At 68.2% G+C, this 15,893-nt stretch carries 17 protein-coding genes; 4 read left to right on the plus strand and 13 right to left on the minus strand.

Annotation, left to right across the window (positions count from 1 at the left end):
- Positions 1 to 3: 3 nt before the first annotated feature.
- From gspE to ACZK4H_RS12205, 12 genes are all read right to left on the minus strand, one after another.
- Positions 4 to 1,437: a type II secretion system ATPase GspE gene (gspE, locus tag ACZK4H_RS12150; protein ID WP_099553486.1), complete on the minus strand. Its 1,434-nt coding sequence runs from the start codon at positions 1,435 to 1,437 to the stop codon at positions 4 to 6.
- On the minus strand, positions 1,434 to 3,815 hold the full coding sequence (gene gspD / locus ACZK4H_RS12155) for a type II secretion system secretin GspD (RefSeq protein ID WP_099553484.1): 2,382 nt from the start codon (positions 3,813 to 3,815) through the stop codon (positions 1,434 to 1,436). Before gspD ends, gspE begins: the two co-directional genes overlap by 4 nt.
- The gene (gene gspM / locus ACZK4H_RS12160) at positions 3,812 to 4,339 is read right to left on the minus strand and encodes a type II secretion system protein GspM (protein WP_099553482.1); all 528 of its coding nucleotides are present in this window, start codon (positions 4,337 to 4,339) and stop codon (positions 3,812 to 3,814) included. Before gspM ends, gspD begins: the two co-directional genes overlap by 4 nt.
- The gene (gspL, locus tag ACZK4H_RS12165; RefSeq protein ID WP_099553480.1) at positions 4,336 to 5,499 is read right to left on the minus strand and encodes a type II secretion system protein GspL; all 1,164 of its coding nucleotides are present in this window, start codon (positions 5,497 to 5,499) and stop codon (positions 4,336 to 4,338) included. Before gspL ends, gspM begins: the two co-directional genes overlap by 4 nt.
- Positions 5,496 to 6,401 (minus strand): type II secretion system minor pseudopilin GspK, encoded by a 906-nt coding sequence (gspK, locus tag ACZK4H_RS12170; protein ID WP_478472976.1) that lies wholly within the window; start codon positions 6,399 to 6,401, stop codon positions 5,496 to 5,498. Before gspK ends, gspL begins: the two co-directional genes overlap by 4 nt.
- Positions 6,402 to 6,410: 9 nt before the next feature.
- Positions 6,411 to 6,848, minus strand: a complete 438-nt coding sequence (gspG, locus tag ACZK4H_RS12175; RefSeq protein ID WP_005409890.1) for a type II secretion system major pseudopilin GspG — start codon at positions 6,846 to 6,848, stop codon at positions 6,411 to 6,413.
- A gap of 57 nt (positions 6,849 to 6,905) precedes the next feature.
- Positions 6,906 to 7,466, minus strand: a complete 561-nt coding sequence (locus ACZK4H_RS12180) for a hypothetical protein (RefSeq protein ID WP_239503792.1) — start codon at positions 7,464 to 7,466, stop codon at positions 6,906 to 6,908.
- 144 nt (positions 7,467 to 7,610) lie between these two features.
- Entirely contained in the window at positions 7,611 to 8,162 is a 552-nt protein-coding gene (locus ACZK4H_RS12185) for a hypothetical protein (protein WP_099553474.1), read from the minus strand.
- A gap of 58 nt (positions 8,163 to 8,220) precedes the next feature.
- Positions 8,221 to 9,201 (minus strand): FecR family protein, encoded by a 981-nt coding sequence (locus ACZK4H_RS12190; RefSeq protein ID WP_099553473.1) that lies wholly within the window; start codon positions 9,199 to 9,201, stop codon positions 8,221 to 8,223.
- 69 nt (positions 9,202 to 9,270) lie between these two features.
- Positions 9,271 to 9,801 carry an RNA polymerase sigma factor gene (locus ACZK4H_RS12195; protein ID WP_099553513.1) on the minus strand — a complete coding sequence of 177 codons (531 nt, stop codon included), beginning with the start codon at positions 9,799 to 9,801 and terminating at the stop codon, positions 9,271 to 9,273.
- 16 nt (positions 9,802 to 9,817) lie between these two features.
- Positions 9,818 to 10,498 (minus strand): STN domain-containing protein, encoded by a 681-nt coding sequence (locus ACZK4H_RS12200; protein WP_099553470.1) that lies wholly within the window; start codon positions 10,496 to 10,498, stop codon positions 9,818 to 9,820.
- A 714-nt stretch (positions 10,499 to 11,212) separates the two neighbouring features.
- Positions 11,213 to 11,677 (minus strand): Lrp/AsnC family transcriptional regulator, encoded by a 465-nt coding sequence (locus ACZK4H_RS12205; RefSeq protein WP_099553468.1) that lies wholly within the window; start codon positions 11,675 to 11,677, stop codon positions 11,213 to 11,215.
- A 127-nt stretch (positions 11,678 to 11,804) separates the two neighbouring features.
- Here ACZK4H_RS12205 and ACZK4H_RS12210 point away from each other — a divergent pair, with 127 nt between their 5' ends.
- From ACZK4H_RS12210 to ACZK4H_RS12225, 4 genes are all read left to right on the plus strand, one after another.
- On the plus strand, positions 11,805 to 12,536 hold the full coding sequence (locus ACZK4H_RS12210; RefSeq protein WP_099553466.1) for an AzlC family ABC transporter permease: 732 nt from the start codon (positions 11,805 to 11,807) through the stop codon (positions 12,534 to 12,536).
- Positions 12,533 to 12,847, plus strand: a complete 315-nt coding sequence (locus ACZK4H_RS12215; protein WP_099604053.1) for an AzlD family protein — start codon at positions 12,533 to 12,535, stop codon at positions 12,845 to 12,847. Before ACZK4H_RS12210 ends, ACZK4H_RS12215 begins: the two co-directional genes overlap by 4 nt.
- A gap of 152 nt (positions 12,848 to 12,999) precedes the next feature.
- Positions 13,000 to 13,428 carry a PAS domain-containing protein gene (locus ACZK4H_RS12220; RefSeq protein ID WP_010485321.1) on the plus strand — a complete coding sequence of 143 codons (429 nt, stop codon included), beginning with the start codon at positions 13,000 to 13,002 and terminating at the stop codon, positions 13,426 to 13,428.
- Complete coding sequence (locus tag ACZK4H_RS12225; protein WP_099553463.1) at positions 13,425 to 14,954, plus strand: diflavin oxidoreductase; 1,530 nt, start codon at positions 13,425 to 13,427, stop codon at positions 14,952 to 14,954. The genes ACZK4H_RS12220 and ACZK4H_RS12225 overlap by 4 nt, the downstream gene beginning before the upstream one ends.
- Positions 14,955 to 15,041: 87 nt before the next feature.
- Here the strand turns inward: ACZK4H_RS12225 and ACZK4H_RS12230 are convergent, their stop codons facing one another.
- On the minus strand, positions 15,042 to 15,848 hold the full coding sequence (locus ACZK4H_RS12230; RefSeq protein ID WP_099553461.1) for a TOBE domain-containing protein: 807 nt from the start codon (positions 15,846 to 15,848) through the stop codon (positions 15,042 to 15,044).
- Positions 15,849 to 15,893 lie beyond the last annotated feature (45 nt).

Here is a 15,893-nt window from a genome sequence, read left to right on the forward strand (position 1 = left end):
GCCTCAATCGTCGCCGGTGACGCGCAGGATCTCTTCCAGCGTGGTTACCCCGCTGTCGACCCAACGCTGGCCATCCTGCCGCAACGTCCGCATGCCGGCGCGCCGTGCGGCCTCGCGCAGCGCGGGCTCACCCTGCCCTTCATGGATCAACGCACGTACCCGGTCGTCGACCACGAACAGCTCATGGATGCCGGTTCGCCCCCGGTAGCCGCTGTTGGCGCAGGCTGCGCAGCCCACCGCGCGCCATACGGTGCGACCCTCGCCATCCACCTCGGCACGCCGGCACTGTGTACACAGCCGCCGAACCAGCCGCTGCGCCAGCACACCACGCAACGAGGACGCCAGCAGGAACGGCTCCACGCCCATGTCGGCCAGGCGGGTCACCGCCGAGATCGCATCGTTGGTATGCAGCGACGCCAGCACGCCATGCCCGGTCAGCGACGACTGCACGGCGATCTGTGCGGTTTCCAGGTCGCGGATCTCGCCGATCATGATGGTGTCCGGATCCTGGCGCAGGATCGCGCGCAGCGCGGTGCCAAAGCTCATGCCGATGCGCGCGTTGACCTGGATCTGGCCGATGCCGGCGAAGTCGTACTCCACCGGGTCTTCCACGGTGAGGATGTTGCTGGTGCTGCTGTCGAGCTGGCCCAGTGCGGCGTACAGCGACGTGGTCTTGCCGCTGCCGGTCGGCCCGGTGACCAGCACGATGCCGTGCGGCTGCCGGATCAATCCGGTGAACGTGGCCAGTGTGTCATCGGCCATGCCCAGGCGCTGCAGTTGCAGGCGACCGGCATCCTTTTCCAGCAAGCGCAGCACAGCACGCTCGCCATGCCCGGTCGGCACCGTGGAGACGCGGATATCCAGCGGCCTCCCGCCCACGCGGATCGCGATGCGCCCGTCCTGCGGCAGGCGCTTCTCGGCAATATCCAGGTGCGCCATGATCTTGATGCGCGATACCAGCGCGGCGTGCAGTGCGCGCCGTGGCTGCACCATGTCGCGCAGCGTGCCGTCCACCCGGTAGCGCACCACCGAATGAGTCTCGAACGGTTCGATGTGCAGGTCGCTGGCGCCATCGCGTGCAGCCTGTGCCAGCAGTGCATTGATCATGCGGATCACCGGTGCATCGTCCTGTGCATCCAGCAGATCGGTGACCTCCGGCATGTCCTGCATCAGCCGGTCCAGATCGACCTCGCTTTCGGCGGCACCGACCACGGCAGCGGCATCACCGCCGTCACGGTACTGCTCACCCAACCGCTGCTGCCAGGTCGCGGCATCCAGTGCCTGGAACGGCAGCGGTCCATGCCGGCGGCGCAGCTCGGCCACGGCCCACGCCGCGGTGTCGGCGGTGCCCAGCAACACGGGCTCGCCGCCCGCTTCGGACAGCATCACGCCATGGCTGCGCACCCAGGCGTACGGCAGCGGTGCGGCGGTGCTCACGGCCCGATCACCAGTTCCGGCGTGTAGCCCAGCCCGCGCAGCTGCTGCAGTGCCGGGTCCAGCGTTGCCGGATCGCGCGGCAATCGCACGCGCAGGCGCTGCCCACTCTCGCCCGGCGTCGCTTCGGCATAGGCCTGCAGGCCCAGTGCCCGCACCTGCGCCACGCCCTGGCTGGCACGCGCCGGGTCCAGTCCCTGTGCGAACTGCACCAGCTGGGCATCGCCCTCACCGGCCGGATACAACGCCGCCAGGCTGGTGTTCTGCAGCGGCTGGCCCTGTCCATCGCGCGCATTGCCCTGGCCGAGCACAGACAGATCCTGCGGCGGCAGCTGCGGTGCGGACAACGCCGGCAATGCCCAGCTCTGTACGGGCTGCGCGCCGGCCTGCGCGTTGCGCATGTAGTCATAGCGGTCGCGGGTCAGGCGCTGGCCGGCGGCGGGATCGCGCACCACGTGCGGGCGCAGGAACACCATCAGGTTGGTCTTGGAACGCTTGCGCGTATCACTGCGGAACAGCGCCCCCAGCACCGGAATCCTGCCCAGGCCCGGCACCGCGTCACGACCGTGGCTGACGTTGTCCTCCAGCAGGCCACCCAGGACCATGATCTGGCCATCGTCCAGCAGCACGCTGGTATCCAGTGCACGCTTGTTGGTGATGATGCCGGCGGCACTGTTGGCACTCTGCGCGTCGATGCTGCTGACTTCCTGGTAGATGTCCAGTTTCACCGTGCCACCTTCGGAAATCTGCGGGCGCACCCGCAGCTTCAGGCCCACGTCCTCGCGCACGATGGTCTGGAACGGATTGTTGCTGCCACCGCCACCGTCGGTCACGTAGCGGCCGCTGACGAACGGTACGGTCTGGCCGACCATGATGCTGGCCGCCTCGTTGTCCAGCGTCATCAGGTTCGGCGTGGACAGGATGTTGGCACCGCCCTTGCTCTGCAGTGCGTTGGCCAGCGCTTTCATGTTGAGGATCTGGCCGACACCGGGCAGGTTGATGGTGCCGTCGATCACGCCGATCTTCAGGCCGTCCTTGGGCAGCACGTCCAGGGTGGTGCGCGCGGTGGTGCTCAGCCCGCTGCCGCCGGTGGCCCCACCGAAGTGGGTGCCGCCGAAGGTTCGCCCGTTGCCCAGCATCCACTGCACGCCCAGCTCGGCCGCATCGGTCTGGTTGACCTCCACGATCAGGCTCTCGACCAGCACCTGCGCACGGCGCTGGTCGAGCTGGTCGATCACCCGCCGCAGGTTGCGGTACACCGGCTCCGGTGCCGAGATCAGCAGCGTGTTGGTGGCCACGTCCGCCTGTACCGAAATGCCGTTCTGGCTGAAGCCGGTGCTTCCCGCATCGATCGGGTCACGGCGGCTCGGGTCCAGACGCTGTGATTCCAGCGCATTGCCTCCGGTCTTGGCCTGCTGCGGCTGCGACGGCTGCGCGGGGGTGGAACGGTTGGCGTCGCCGGGCAGTGGTGTGATGCCTTCGTTGCTGCCCATTGCCGGTGCATCGCTCTGCCCGGCCACCACGCCTCGCAGCACACCGGCCAGCTGGTTGGCCTGGGCATTGCGCAGGTAGACCACATGCAGGTTGCCGGATTCATCCTGGGCACGGTCCAGCTTCTCCACCAGCTGCCGCGCCAGGCGGGTGCGCCCGGGGCTGCTCGACCGCAGCAGCACGCTGTTGCTGCGCGGGTCAGCCATCACCACCACCTTCTGGGTGGGCTCGGTGCCCTGCGCATCCAGCAGCGGCGCGACCATCGCCGCGACGTCAACGGCAATGCCCTGCTGCAGCTTCACCACGTCGGTGTCCATGCCGGCCGGTGTATCCACGCTGGCGATCACCCGCGCGATGCGCTCCAGGTTGTCGGCGTAGTCGGTGATCACCAGGGTGTTGTTGCCCGGATTGGCGGTGATCGGATTGTCGGGGCTGATCATCGGTCGCAGCACCGCCACCAGCGCGGCCGCGTTCTCGTAGCGCAGCGCGAAGGTGCGCGTGGCCACCTCACCGCCGGCACCACCGGTGCCGACGCGCCCTCCCAACAGCTTGGCATCGGCCTGCGGCACCACCCGGCTGACGCCGCCGTTCTCGACCACCGCGAAGCCACGCATGCGCAGTGCACCGAGCAGCAACTGGTAGGCCTGGGTACGACTGACCGGGCCATCGGAAACCACCGTCATCTTGCCGGTCACCCGTGGGTCGACCAGGAACTGGCGCCCGGTGAAGCGCGCGGCCATGCGCAGCACGCCGCCGATATCGGTATCCACCAGGTTCAACTGCACCGGCTCGTCGCGGGTGTCCTGCGCCAGTACCGGCGCCGGTGCGTGGGCCGTGCACACGATCAGGGCCAGTGCGGTACTGCAGGCAAGGCTGCGCATCGCCCTCATGGATGGGCACCCACGTTGAGCGCCATCACGATGTTTCCGGAAATCCGTGCCGCCGGCATGTTCGCATCCCCTGTGCGTGTCAGTTGCAGCTGCTTCAGTTCGATGGCCGGGTCGGCCAGCAGCGGCAGCAGCCAGTTCCATAGCGCGTCGGCGGGCACCGCCTGCACCTGCAGGTGCCAGCGCCCGTCGCGCGCTTCGATATGCAGGCCGTCGGCAAGGCCGGCGGTCCTGATGCCATCGCGCAGCCCGGCCAGTGTCGGGTGCTGGCCCTGCGCCTGCTGCTGGCGCTCGCGGGCGCGCAGCAGCGGTGCCAGTAGGCGGGACTGCGCCTGCAGCCGGGGTAGCTCGGCCTGCCAGTGCGTACGCTGCTTCAGCAGGGGCTCCAGCCACAACGACCACAGACCCGCCACCAGCAGCGCCACCACCATCACCCACAGCATCAGCCGGTCGCGCGGTGGCAGGCGTTGCCAGCGCAGCTGCAGGCCCGCCAGCCCCTCGCCCAGCCGTAGGGTGCGGGTCGTCACTGTCCAGCTCCGCTCACCCGCAGGTGTCCACCAGCTTCGCGCGCCAGTTGCAGGCCCTGTGCCTGCACCGCCTGCTGCCAGTGCTCAAGCCGCTGCGGATCGTCGGCCAATGCCTGGGCATCGGCATCCAGCTCCATGTCCAGCTGCCCGGGTTGGTAATGCAGGCTGCGCACCTGCCCTGCCAGCTCCGGGACCGCCTGCAGCGTGCTGGCAACCTGACGCTGCAGCACCGGCAATGGCGGCGCCGGCGGTGGCACTGCAAGTGCTCGCCTCGCCTGCAACACCGGGTCCACCACATCGGTGATCTCCGGGAAGCGCGCGCTGAACTGCCGTGCCATGTCCTGCTGCAGCGCTTCACCCTCGATCCGCCAACGCGAGACCTGCAGCTGCAGGCCGAGTGCAGCCAGCAGCACTGCTGCAAGTGCCAGGCCGATCGCCAGTCGCGGTGCTTGCCGGCCTGCGCCGGGCAGCGGCAATGACCAGCCTGGCAAGGGGCCACAGGCCTGCTGTTCATGCGTGACGGCGGTGGCCGGCAGGCTGTCCGGCCACGTCTGCGGCACACTATCGATCCACTGCACGGCCTGCACGCCGGCCTGTTGCAGGCGCACGGCCAGCGCCTGCATCACCGCACAGGCGTCACGTCCGCCATACCATTGAACGAAAGCCCGATCGCGCCCGCTGCGTACCAGCAGGTGCTCGCCGCTGACCTGCAGCGTGGCATGGCCGTCCTGCCAGGGCAGCAGCAGCGGCGTCGGATACAGTGCCTGCAGCCGCAGGGCACACGAAGCCAGCAGCTGCTGCGCCTGCACTATCGCCTGCTGGCCGAGCCAGGCCACCGGAACCGTGCCGTCTGCCGCCTGCGCACCGTGGGCCAGCGCCACCTCCTGCAGGTCATCCAGCAGCATCGCCTCCACCTCACCCTGCAGCGCCGACTGCAGGCGGCGCCCGGACAGCGGCGGCAGCTGCAGTTCCAGCAGGATCAGATCCTGGGGATCGAGGCAGGCCAGCACCCCGGCCTGTGGATGGCGGCGCCCCAGCACAGCCAACGCTTCGCGGCCGTGGGCCTGCATGCCCCCCTTGTGCAGCAGCGCCCACTCGACCTCGCTGTCGGCGCGCAGGTATTCCAGTGGCGGCAGGCGCACCCTCAGCTGCACGCTCATGCACCGATCCTCGTCCATACGCGCTGCACACGCACGCTGTCGTCGCGGTACTCGCGCCAGATCAGCGCGCGGAAGTCGACCGTACTGCCCTCGGCCTGCACCTGGCCGAGGGCGAGGAACCATTCGCTATGGATGCCAAGCGGCACTACGGCCATCTGTGCGTCGCTCAGTTGGAGTCGATGGGCGATGTCGCCGCGGTTCAGCAGCCATTGGCCGCCGTCACGTTCACCGAGCAGCGCCCGCAGGCGCGCCGGTTCTACACTGGGTACGACGGCCTGCAGCACGCTGATGTCACTGGTATTGGCATTGACCAGGGTCTGCGCCGGCAGCACCACGGTCCGCCGTGCCAGCGCCTGCAGTGCCACCGGATCGGCGCCGGGAAGGGCCTGCTCGATCATGGCGTCACGCGGCAGCGGCGCCTGCGCCTGGATGTCGCCATCGCGCAGGCGTGCCTGGATATGGTCCGCCGCGGAGGCACAGGCACCCTGCCCCAATCCCTGCCCGGTGCACAACGCAACGAAGGCGCGTCGCGCCTCCGGGTCCACCTGACCATGGGCCAGCAGATTGCGCAGGTTGAACATCGACTGGGCATCGACCAGCTGCAGCTGCACCGGTAACGGTGCCTGCAGCTGCAAAGGACGCGCCCAGCGCCCGCCACGCACCGTGGTCAACTGCTCGCGCACATCCTCTCGCAGCTGCTGCGCCGCACGCTCCAGCGTTGCGTCCACGGCCATGCGCACCTGTGCGCGCAGCTGGTCGCCACGCAGCGCACGCAGCTGGGCCGACTGCCGGGTCAGCAGTGCCGTGGCAATCACCGCCACCAGCGCCACCACCAGCAGGGCAACGATCACCGCCATGCCACGTTGACGGACACTCGAAACAGAACGCATCCGGGCTGACATCGGCCTGCCTCACAGCTGCCAGGAGCCGATGTCCGCGTTCCCGGCGTCGCCACCGGGCTTGCTGTCCGCACCCAGCGAGAACACATCGATGTCGCCGTGGGTGCCTGGTATCTGATACTGGTACGGATGGCCCCACGGGTCATTGGGCAGGCGATCCAGATAGGGCGTGACCGGCATCGCGCCACCGCCCTGCGGTGGCTTCACCAGTGCCTGCAGGCCCTGCTCGGCACTGGGATAGCGTCCGTTGTCCAGCTTGAACAGTTTCAACGCCTGCATCAATGCGGCGATGTCCTGGCGCGCCGCCACTACGCGCGCCTGGTCGGGACGGTCCATCAACCGCGGCACGATCAATGCGGCGAGGATGCCGATGATCACCACCACCACCATGATCTCGATCAGGCTGAAACCCTGCTGCCGAGCCCTGCGACCACGAACCTGCCTTGCCATTGTTCCGCCCTCGTCATCCTGGAAGAGACCGCTGCGCCATGGTCAGCGGTGCATGTGTCAGTACGATAAACATCCGCCGGAAATCCGCTGCGCGTGTGCCTGTGCAGGCGCAACACGTGCAGCCGGGGCACATGCAGACTCGAACAGGTGCTGCGGCACGCCGGCCAGCGCATCGTCGATGCAGCCGCGCAGCAACGGGTGCGCGCAGGCCTGCAGCAGGCGCACGCACTGCATCGGCGACCACGCTGTTCCATGATCCAGGCCGATGAACATCCGATAGGCCTGGTGATAGCGCAGGTCGTCGTACACGCGCTGGGCACTTTTCAGATCGCGCACGACCACCAGCAGGGCCGCGCGTTGCAGCAGCCGGGCATCGCCTGCGTCAAGCGGCAGCGCGCTCATGGCCGCCTCGGGCCAGGGCCGCAGCTGCAGGTCGAGGGCTCTTCGCAGCGCCACCAGTGGGTGCGCACTACCATCCAGTGCCGCCCAGCGCGCCGCATCCGCCCAGGCGTCACTGGACAGCACCCAGACCCAGGAGTGCCCGTAACGGTGCACATTCAATGGCGTATGCCGTGCCTGCTCCAGTGACTGGCTGAGGTGACGATCCAGCTCCAGCATGCTGATCCTGCGACTGTCTGCCATCGGCGCCGCCCGTGCTCCGCGACGCGTGGTGCGTCGTACTCTGGAGAAGACGTCAGCAAGGCAGGTGAAGCGACAGCGCGCATGCAGCTCTGTGCACTGCGTGGCGCTTCATCGGCAACGTCATCGCAGCGTCATCCGGCTGCAGGCTTCGCGCTCCAGTCGCGGCGCTTCGCCACCACAACGGCGTGCCAGTGTCGCCACGTCGCTGCGCGCGGCGAACGCGACCAGCGCATCGGTCATGTCCACGTCGTCGCCCCATGACGCCATCGCAACACGCAACGCAGGCAGTTGCCAGCCGTCCATCACGCCGTGGGTGCCCGCCACGAACCAGTGCCACAGCCGATGGTGCAGCACCTGCTCGTGCAGCTGCGCCAGATCGTCAAGGCCGTGCATCCCCGTCAACAACAGCGCACGCGCGAGGGCCGCAGGTGACAATGCACCGGCTTCAGACAGGGGGAGTGCCTGTTGCTGCAGGCGCAGCAGCATCGCCAACGGGTGCGACTGCGGATCAAAGTCCAGCAGCACTGCCTGTTGCTGCCACTGCGCATCGGACACCACGCACACCCATGGCGAGCCATAGCGATGCACCATCAAGGGCCGTCGCTGTGTGGTTTCCAGCAGCGCCGACAGATTGCGACGCAGATCCAGCACACCGATGGTCTCGTTGCGCATCCTTGGCTTCTCCTTGCTTGCAACAGCCCTGCACGGTGCGCACGGCCAGCGTCTTCATCTATCCAAGGACGGCAATGCCACCCGGAAACCGACGCAGATCCAGCGACATCGTCAGCCGCAGCTGCTCAAGCGCCGCATCCGGGTCATCGATGCGGAACCGGCCGCTGACCGGGGCACGCGCCAAGGCCGATTCGCCCAGCAATACCTTGCCGCGGCGGTAACGGTTGATCTCCTCGACCACCTCGCGCAGCGGTGCGCGACGGAACACCAGCATGCCTTCGGTCCAGGCACTCACTTCCGAGGCCACAGCCTCGGCCACCACGCCACTGAGGCGCTCGTCATAGCGGGTCTGCTGGCCCGCCTGCAGCTGCAGGCGGCCCTGCGGGTGCTCGATGCGGGCGCTGCCCTGCAGGCAGGTAACGCGCACCTGCCCCTGGGTGTTGCGTACGTCCAGGCGCACCGCGCCCTCATCGGCAATCACGCAGCCCGGGCCCGCGAACAACGCCAGGTGCAGGCCCGGCCGGGTCTCGATCGCGGCCTGGCCCTGCACCAGCTCGAAGCCTTCGCCCTGCGCGTCCGCGCGGCGGCGCAGGCTGCTCTGCGTATCCAGTTCGATCTTCAGCTGTGGCGAGGGCGCGATCTGCAGACGTTCACCGGTGCCGGTGTGGAAATCGGCCGCCATGGCTGTCACCGAAGGCCACAGCCCCAGCGGCGGGCGGATCGCCGCCACCACTGCCAGGCTGGCCGGGGCGGCAATCGCGGCACCGAGGAAGGCACGGCGACTCCAGCGCTGGGCTGGCGTCGGCGCGACCGGTTGGCGCGTGGCCGCGGGCAGCTGCTCGCCGGCCAGCCGTACCTGCTCCCATTGCCGGCGCGCACGGCCGAACGCTTCACGATGACGGGGATCGGCCTCGCACCACGCGCGGAACCTGCGCCCGTCTGCGGCGGTCGCCTCGCCCGAGGTCAGCCGCACCACCCACGCGTGGGCCTGACGCTCGACGGCATCCAGCGGGCGTTGCGGGCGATCGTCAGGATCCATGGGGGCTCATGCCGGACCCGCACGCTGCGGGGTTCTGCTCGGCGTCAAAGTGTAGACGGATGCCGTCGCTCAGAACCGCACCTGGCGCCCCTGCCCGCTGCGCTCGGCCAGGTAGTCCTGGGCCGCCTTCAGCTCACGCTGCACCAGCCGCAGCGACACGCCGAGATGCTCGGCCACGTCGCGCTGCTGCAGGCCATCGACGCGGATTGCCAGCAGGATGCGGCGCCGGCGCTCGGGCATGCGTTGCAGCAGGCCGACCATGTCTTGCAGCGCGAAGTCCAGTTCGGCCGCCTGCGCCGGGCCCGGTGCCGGGTCGGCCATGTCCATCAGCGTATCCACCTCCTCCAGGCTCAGCAGGCGGTGGTCTGCACGTTGGCGGTCGATCACGGTGTTCATCGCCATGCGCAGCAGGTAGGCCGCGGGGTTCTGCACGGCGTCCAGGCGGTCACGGCGCGCGCTCAGGCGCATCCAGGTGTCCTGCAGCGCGTCGCCGGCCAGCTCTTCCGAGCCCAGCTTGCGCACCAGCCGGCGCTTCAGCTCATCGTAGGCGCCCAGAAGGTGCTCCATCAGGTCAACTGCCCCAGCCGTACCGTTGCTCATGTTCGAATCCTTGAAGTCATGGAAGGGGCGCACGCCGGCCACAGTCGTGGTCGGTGCCGGAAGGACGGATCTGCAGTGTTACCGGCTGTGGCAGCGCGGCGGCCTCGGTCGCCAGCACCAGGCCCTGCATCGCCTGCAGCAGGCGTGCATCGCGGCGATCACTGCCACTGCCGGACAGCAGCTCGGGCCGGCTCACCTGACCCGCGCCGTCGATGCGGAAGCGCAGCGTCGCGGCATAGCGGCCGGGCGCGATCTCCGGGTCGTCACAGAACACCGCACGCAGGCGCTGCTGCAGCCCGCCGTAGCGACGCCGACGCTCGGTATCGGGAAGATCGACGCCAACAACGGGTTCGGCGACGGAGGACATGCCCCGGCGCAGCACCACGCGCTGCTCGCCGATAACCTCGGCCTCGATACCGGAGTCCTGCAAGAGCATCCGCAGTGCGGGCAGCGGCGGCAGGCTGGCGCGCAGCGCATGGCTGCTGCGGCCCGCGGCAAGATCGCCCGGGTACATCACCGACCACCCGCTGATGACGCTGAAGCGCTCGACCGCCTGTTCCAGCGGCTGCGCGGGGATGTCGTAGGCATGAACACCATCCTGCGCGGCAGCGGCAAAGGACAGCAGCAGCCATGCGGCGATGGCCACCTTCCAAGTTCTGACCGCATGGTGTCCATTCAGCCCCCTGACGTAGAACACATGACCCTCGGCAGCGACAGCAGCTGCAGTGGACGCGCACCACGACCGGAAGCCCGGCCCGCGCGCGACCAGCAAGCGGGCTCAAACCGTACCGGGGCCACATGTCATTGCGATGACCGCCGCCCGCGGCCTGGTGTCGAGCCAGGTTCCGGGGAGCCAGTCACGCATCAGGAATCAATGAATCGAACAGACCACGCTATCTACGCACGGGGGTCAGAGCCCGTTGCGAAGCAACGGGATCCGACCCCGAGCCGACCCAAACGTGTCGACCAAGGTCGACACCCACCAAGAGCAGCTCAAGCCGTTCCGGCAGATCGTGGAAATCTGTCGAAGGCGGCGTGGGTCCGGTTGCGGGGGCGTGAGCCGCATGGGCCCGAGGCATGCCTCGGGCGGGTTGGGCAGGACGCCCAACCCCGGTCTTGCCGTGTGCGCAGGAAAGCGCACACGAGCAAGCGGCGACCGACCTTACATGGGTGAGGGCGCTTTGCTTGCGAAGCACTGCTTCGCAAGCGCCCGAACGCACAGCCGCCAGCGGCTGGGCCGGGCCCCGGAGGGGGACTTGCAGCGTCCCCCGCAACCGGACCCACCCCGCCATCCCTCAGCAGGCCCGCTGTTGCTGTTGCTGTTGCTGTTGCTGTTGCTGTTGAGGTTGCCGGCCAGCGACCGGCACTACCCGCGGGTGCCGGGTGCAACCCGGCCGCAACCACCCATCCCTCAAAGCGGCAGCTGGGTCGTCTGCTTGATCCGCTGCATCGGAATCTCGGTCTTGGTGTTCTGCACCCCGGTAATCCGGTTCAGGTGCTGCATCTGGAACTGCCGGTAGGCATCAAGGTCGGCCACCGCCACCCGCAGCAGGAAATCGCAGTCACCGGCCATCAGATGGCATTCAAGTACTTCCGGGAAAGACTTGATGCTGTTGATGAAGTGGTTGGTGGTGTCCTCGTCCTGCCCGCGCAGCCACACCCGCACGAACACCGTGAAGCCCCGGCCCACCTTGGCCTCGTTCAACAAGGCCACATAGCGGTCGATGTAGCCGCCCTCCTCCAGCAGCCGCACCCGCCGCAGGCAGGCCGAGGGCGAAAGGCCCACCAGCCGGGCCAGCTCCAGGTTCTGCAGGCGACCGTCACGCTGCAGGGCATCGAGGATGCGCCGATCAAGGTTGTCGAGCTGGTACTGCATGGAATTTCACCAGTGGCGACATTGGCCGCATGTAATCTCAATATTCTCGGATTCAATGGCATCAACGCAACCCGATTTCGCGATCGGACCGCTAGCATGGGCCACCCCCACCTTGTTGTGCCGTTCGATGGACGCCCGTACCACCCTCCCCCTGCCCGACACCTGCGACACCGCGCCGCGTGCCGAATTCCTGCGCGGCCTGCGCGCCGCCGTGCCGGTGATGATCGGCTTCATCCCCTTCGCCCTGGTACTCGGCGCACAGGCGGCCCAGAAGGGTCTGAGCGTACTGGAAGTGCCGCTGATGACCGGCCTCAACTTCGCTGGCGGCTCGGAGTTCGCTGCCGTCGAACTGTGGACCTCGCCACCGCACATCGCACTGATCGTGGCCATCACCGCGCTGGTCAACAGCCGCCACCTGCTGATGGGCGCCAGCCTGGCCCCGCTGCTGCAGCACCTGCCGCGCCGCCGGGTGCTGCCGGCCTTGTTCTTCATGTGCGACGAAAGCTGGGCGATGGGCGTGGCCGATGCGCGCCGCCGTGCACTCGGCTTCAGCCTGGCCTACTACCTGGGCGTCTCGGCAGGCCTGTACACGGTCTGGGTGGCCTGCACCGCGCTGGGCGCGGTCGTCGGCCCGATGCTGGGCGACATCCACGCCTACGGCTTCGACATGGCCTTCCCCGCCGTGTTCCTGGTGCTGCTGCGTGGCATGTGGCAGGGCATGAAAGCCGCGCGTCCGTGGCTGGTCAGCCTGGTGGTGGCCGCTGCCACCTACCTGCTGGTGCCGGGTGCCTGGTACGTGGCGAGCGGCGCACTGGCCGGCCTGGCCGCGGCCTGGCTGCTGGCGGAGGACGCAGCATGATCTTCAATGGCCTGATCCACTGGACTTCGGTACTGACCATCGTGCTGATGGCCGGCGCCACCTACCTGACCCGCATCGTCGGCTTCCTCGCGCTGCGCAACCGCACGTTGAGCAAGCGCGCAGTGACGGTGATGGAAGCCGCGCCGGGCTGCGTGCTGATCTCGGTGATCGCCCCCGATTTCGTCGCCGACAAGCCCGCCGACCTGGCCGCGCTGGCGATCACCCTGCTGGCCGCCACGCGGCTGTCGATGCTGCCGACCGTGCTGATCGGCGTGGTCTCGGCGGGTGTGCTGCGCTATCTGATGGGCTGACGCGCTTCCGCCGGGCATGGCCACTGCGACACCCGGTCGCAGGCCGTCGCGTCACCCGCTTGATCAATGTCAAACCGCCCGCCGCCGCGCGGGCGTATTTCTATGCAGGACCCGAACACGCCGGCGTTACCGGCATCCACAAGGACCCTGCGATGAGCTACACCCCCGACAACGTCCAGCTTCTGAACGCCATGCAGAACGTCATGGTGATCTCCACCACCGACCTGCAGGGCAACATCACCTACGCCAACGACCTGTTCTGCACGCTCACCGGCTTCGCCCGCGAGGAACTGATCGGCCAGCCGCACAGCATCGTGCGCCATCCAGATGTGCCCAAGGCCGTCTACAAGGACATGTGGGACACCATCAAGGCCGGCAAGACCTGGACCGGCATCGTGCCCAACCTCGGCAAGGGCGGCGTGCTTTACGTGGTCGATACCACCGTGCAGCCACTGTTCGACGCCGACGGCAACATCACCTCCTACATCAGCATCCGCCGCGTGGTGAATGACCTGATGCAGAACTACGACCTGGTCGAGTTCAGCAAGGAAAAGTTCGACGACTTCTACGAGGCCGCGTGAACGCCCTCCCGACCAGTACGCCCTTCAGCCGCCTGCTGGTGGGTTTCGCGTCCGAGTCGGGCAATGCCCGCGCCCTGGCCCAGCGCCTGGGCGCGGACCTGCAGCCACATGGGCCGCAGGTGCTTCCATTCAACGACATCGACGTAGCCAGTCTCGGCCAAGGCGATGTGCTGCTGGCGATTTCCAGTTCGTTCGGCGATGGCGAACCGCCGGCCAATGGCGAGCAGTTCTTCGAAACGCTGCGCCAGACCCCGACGCTGAGCGGCCTGCGCTATGCAGTGTTCGGCCTCGGTGACACCGGCTACCCCAGCTTCTGCGGCTTCACCAAGGCGCTGGATGCGGCGCTGAGCGAGCGCCAGGCGCAGCCGCTGCTGCATCGCGTGGATGCCGACCTGGGCTACGAGCAGTTCTTCCAGCAATGGCAGCCGGTGCTCGGCCAGGTGCTGGATGGCGACCTCAGTGCCGGCCAGGACCTGCACCTGCAGGTGACCGCCTATGGCGAAGACAATGCCTTTGCCGCCTCCATTCTCGAACGCCGCCGCTTGAACAGCAGCGATCCCGCTGCCTGGCACCTGCAACTGGACATTGCCGGCAGTGGCATGGCCTACCGCGCGGGCGACACCCTGCACGTAGTACCCGAGAACGACCCTGCCCTGCTGCAGGCATTGGCCGCCTGGTATGGCGACACCGCCGCCGTGGCCGCCCTGCATGACCGCGAGCTGCGCCTGCTGAGCAAGGGCGTGCTGCGCGAACTGGCCAGGCTCGGTGGCAGCGAGGTACTGAAGGGCCTGTTGAAGGTCAGCCAGAAGCGCGAGCTGGAAGCCTACCTGCACGGCCTGGACCTGCTGGACGTGCTGCAGGACCACGCCACGCCGGACAGCGTGCAGCTGGCCCGGCTGCGCGAACTGCTGTCACCGCGGCTGCCCCGCGCCTATTCGATTGCCTCGCACCCGTGCGACGACCAGCTGAGCCTGTGCGTGCGCGAAGTGCGCTACACCCTGCGCGGCCGCGAGCGCTTCGGCACAGCCACCGGCAGCCTGCTGCATGGCGGCGACCATGCCCGTGTGTACTGCCGCTCCAACCCTGGCTTCCACCTGCCCGATACCGGGGAGGCACCGCTGCTGCTGGTCGGCACCGGCACCGGCATCGCGCCCTTGATGGGCCTGATGCAGGAGCTGCAGGCCAACGCCTGCGAGCGCGAAGTGCACCTGGTGTTCGGCGAGAAGCACCGCCAGCACGACTACCTGTATCGCGACCAGCTGCAGGACTGGCACACGCGTGGCGTGCTGGCCGGCCTGCATACCGCGTTCTCGCGCGATGGCGCCGAAAAGGTCTATGTGCAGCATGTGCTGCAGCAGCGCGCCAGCGAGGTGCGTGATGTGCTGGCCCGCGGCGGGCATCTGTACCTGTGCGGCAACAAGAGCCACCTGGAAGGCGCGGTACGCGAGGCCATCGATGCCATCGGTGGCGAAGGGCGTTGGGACGCGCTGCGAGGCGAAGGCCGTACGCACTGTGAGTTGTATTGACCTTTCCATGGGGTAGCGCCGGCCGCTGGCCGGCTGCGCTTCGCACCACGCGCTGCCGGCCAAGGGCCGGCACTCCCCAAGACCCCTCTACATCGGCACGCCCACGATCACGCTCGACGCCTTGAACAGCACCATCGCCGCGCCGCCCTCCTGCAGCTCCAGCGCTGCTGTACTGGCACGTGTGATCACCGCCACCACGCTGCAGCCATGGCCGATATCCACCACCACCTCGTCGTTCACCGCGCCCTCGGTGATCCGCTCCACCGTGCCGGCGAACTGGTTGCGTGCCGAGTAACGCGCCCCCTCACCCTGCGCCACGATCACCGACGAGGCCTTCACCAGCGCGTAGGCCGGCACGCCCACCGCCAGGCCCAGCGATTCCACGCTGCCATGGGTGATGGTGGCGACCAGCGCGAGGCCCGGCGCCACTTCAATCTGCACTTCATCGTTCACTGCGCCGGTGGCCAGCCCACTGACCCGGCCATGGAACTGGTTGCGTGCACTGGTGATCATGCCGATTCTCCGGATCAGGGCCAGATCCTCGTCCAGCCCAGGGGTGGCCTGCAGCGACTGCAGGAACGTACGGTGCGCGCGCTCGACCTCCTCGAACCGGGCGATCAGCTGGTGGCCGCGCTCGGTCAGTCGCGCACCGCCACCACCGCGGCCGCCCACACTGCGCGCGACCAGCGGCTCGCCGGCCGCGGTGTTCATCGCGTCCACTGCGTCCCAGGCGTTCTTGTAGGTCATGCCCATGCGCTTGGCGGCCTGGCTGATCGAGCCACAGGCGTCGATCAGGCCCAGCAGCGCGAAGCGTCCGCGGCCACCCAGGCTCTGACCGGCAATGCTCAGCCACAGGTTGCCCTGCAGCTCCAAAGGCGGTTCGGCCTCGCTCATCGTGCTCGTTTCCCTGCGTTTCGCGCGAACGGCCAGTGTACGGCG

Source organism: Stenotrophomonas sp. 78350_Sma (assembly GCF_056482105.1).

Excerpts from the sequence above, each read along its gene's own strand:
- gspD (WP_099553484.1), bottom strand. The coding sequence starts at position 3,815 with ATGAGGGCGATGCGCAGCCTTGCCTGCAGTACCGCACTGGCCCTGATC.
- gspL (WP_099553480.1), bottom strand. The coding sequence starts at position 5,499 with ATGAGCGTGCAGCTGAGGGTGCGCCTGCCGCCACTGGAATACCTGCGC.
- gspK (WP_478472976.1), bottom strand. The coding sequence starts at position 6,401 with ATGTCAGCCCGGATGCGTTCTGTTTCGAGTGTCCGTCAACGTGGCATG.
- gspG (WP_005409890.1), bottom strand. The coding sequence starts at position 6,848 with ATGGCAAGGCAGGTTCGTGGTCGCAGGGCTCGGCAGCAGGGTTTCAGC.
- ACZK4H_RS12180 (WP_239503792.1), bottom strand. The coding sequence starts at position 7,466 with ATGCTGGAGCTGGATCGTCACCTCAGCCAGTCACTGGAGCAGGCACGG.
- ACZK4H_RS12185 (WP_099553474.1), bottom strand. The coding sequence starts at position 8,162 with ATGCGCAACGAGACCATCGGTGTGCTGGATCTGCGTCGCAATCTGTCG.
- ACZK4H_RS12190 (WP_099553473.1), bottom strand. The coding sequence starts at position 9,201 with ATGGATCCTGACGATCGCCCGCAACGCCCGCTGGATGCCGTCGAGCGT.
- ACZK4H_RS12195 (WP_099553513.1), bottom strand. The coding sequence starts at position 9,801 with ATGAGCAACGGTACGGCTGGGGCAGTTGACCTGATGGAGCACCTTCTG.
- ACZK4H_RS12205 (WP_099553468.1), bottom strand. The coding sequence starts at position 11,677 with ATGCAGTACCAGCTCGACAACCTTGATCGGCGCATCCTCGATGCCCTG.
- ACZK4H_RS12210 (WP_099553466.1), top strand. The coding sequence starts at position 11,805 with ATGGACGCCCGTACCACCCTCCCCCTGCCCGACACCTGCGACACCGCG.
- ACZK4H_RS12215 (WP_099604053.1), top strand. The coding sequence starts at position 12,533 with ATGATCTTCAATGGCCTGATCCACTGGACTTCGGTACTGACCATCGTG.
- ACZK4H_RS12220 (WP_010485321.1), top strand. The coding sequence starts at position 13,000 with ATGAGCTACACCCCCGACAACGTCCAGCTTCTGAACGCCATGCAGAAC.
- ACZK4H_RS12230 (WP_099553461.1), bottom strand. The coding sequence starts at position 15,848 with ATGAGCGAGGCCGAACCGCCTTTGGAGCTGCAGGGCAACCTGTGGCTG.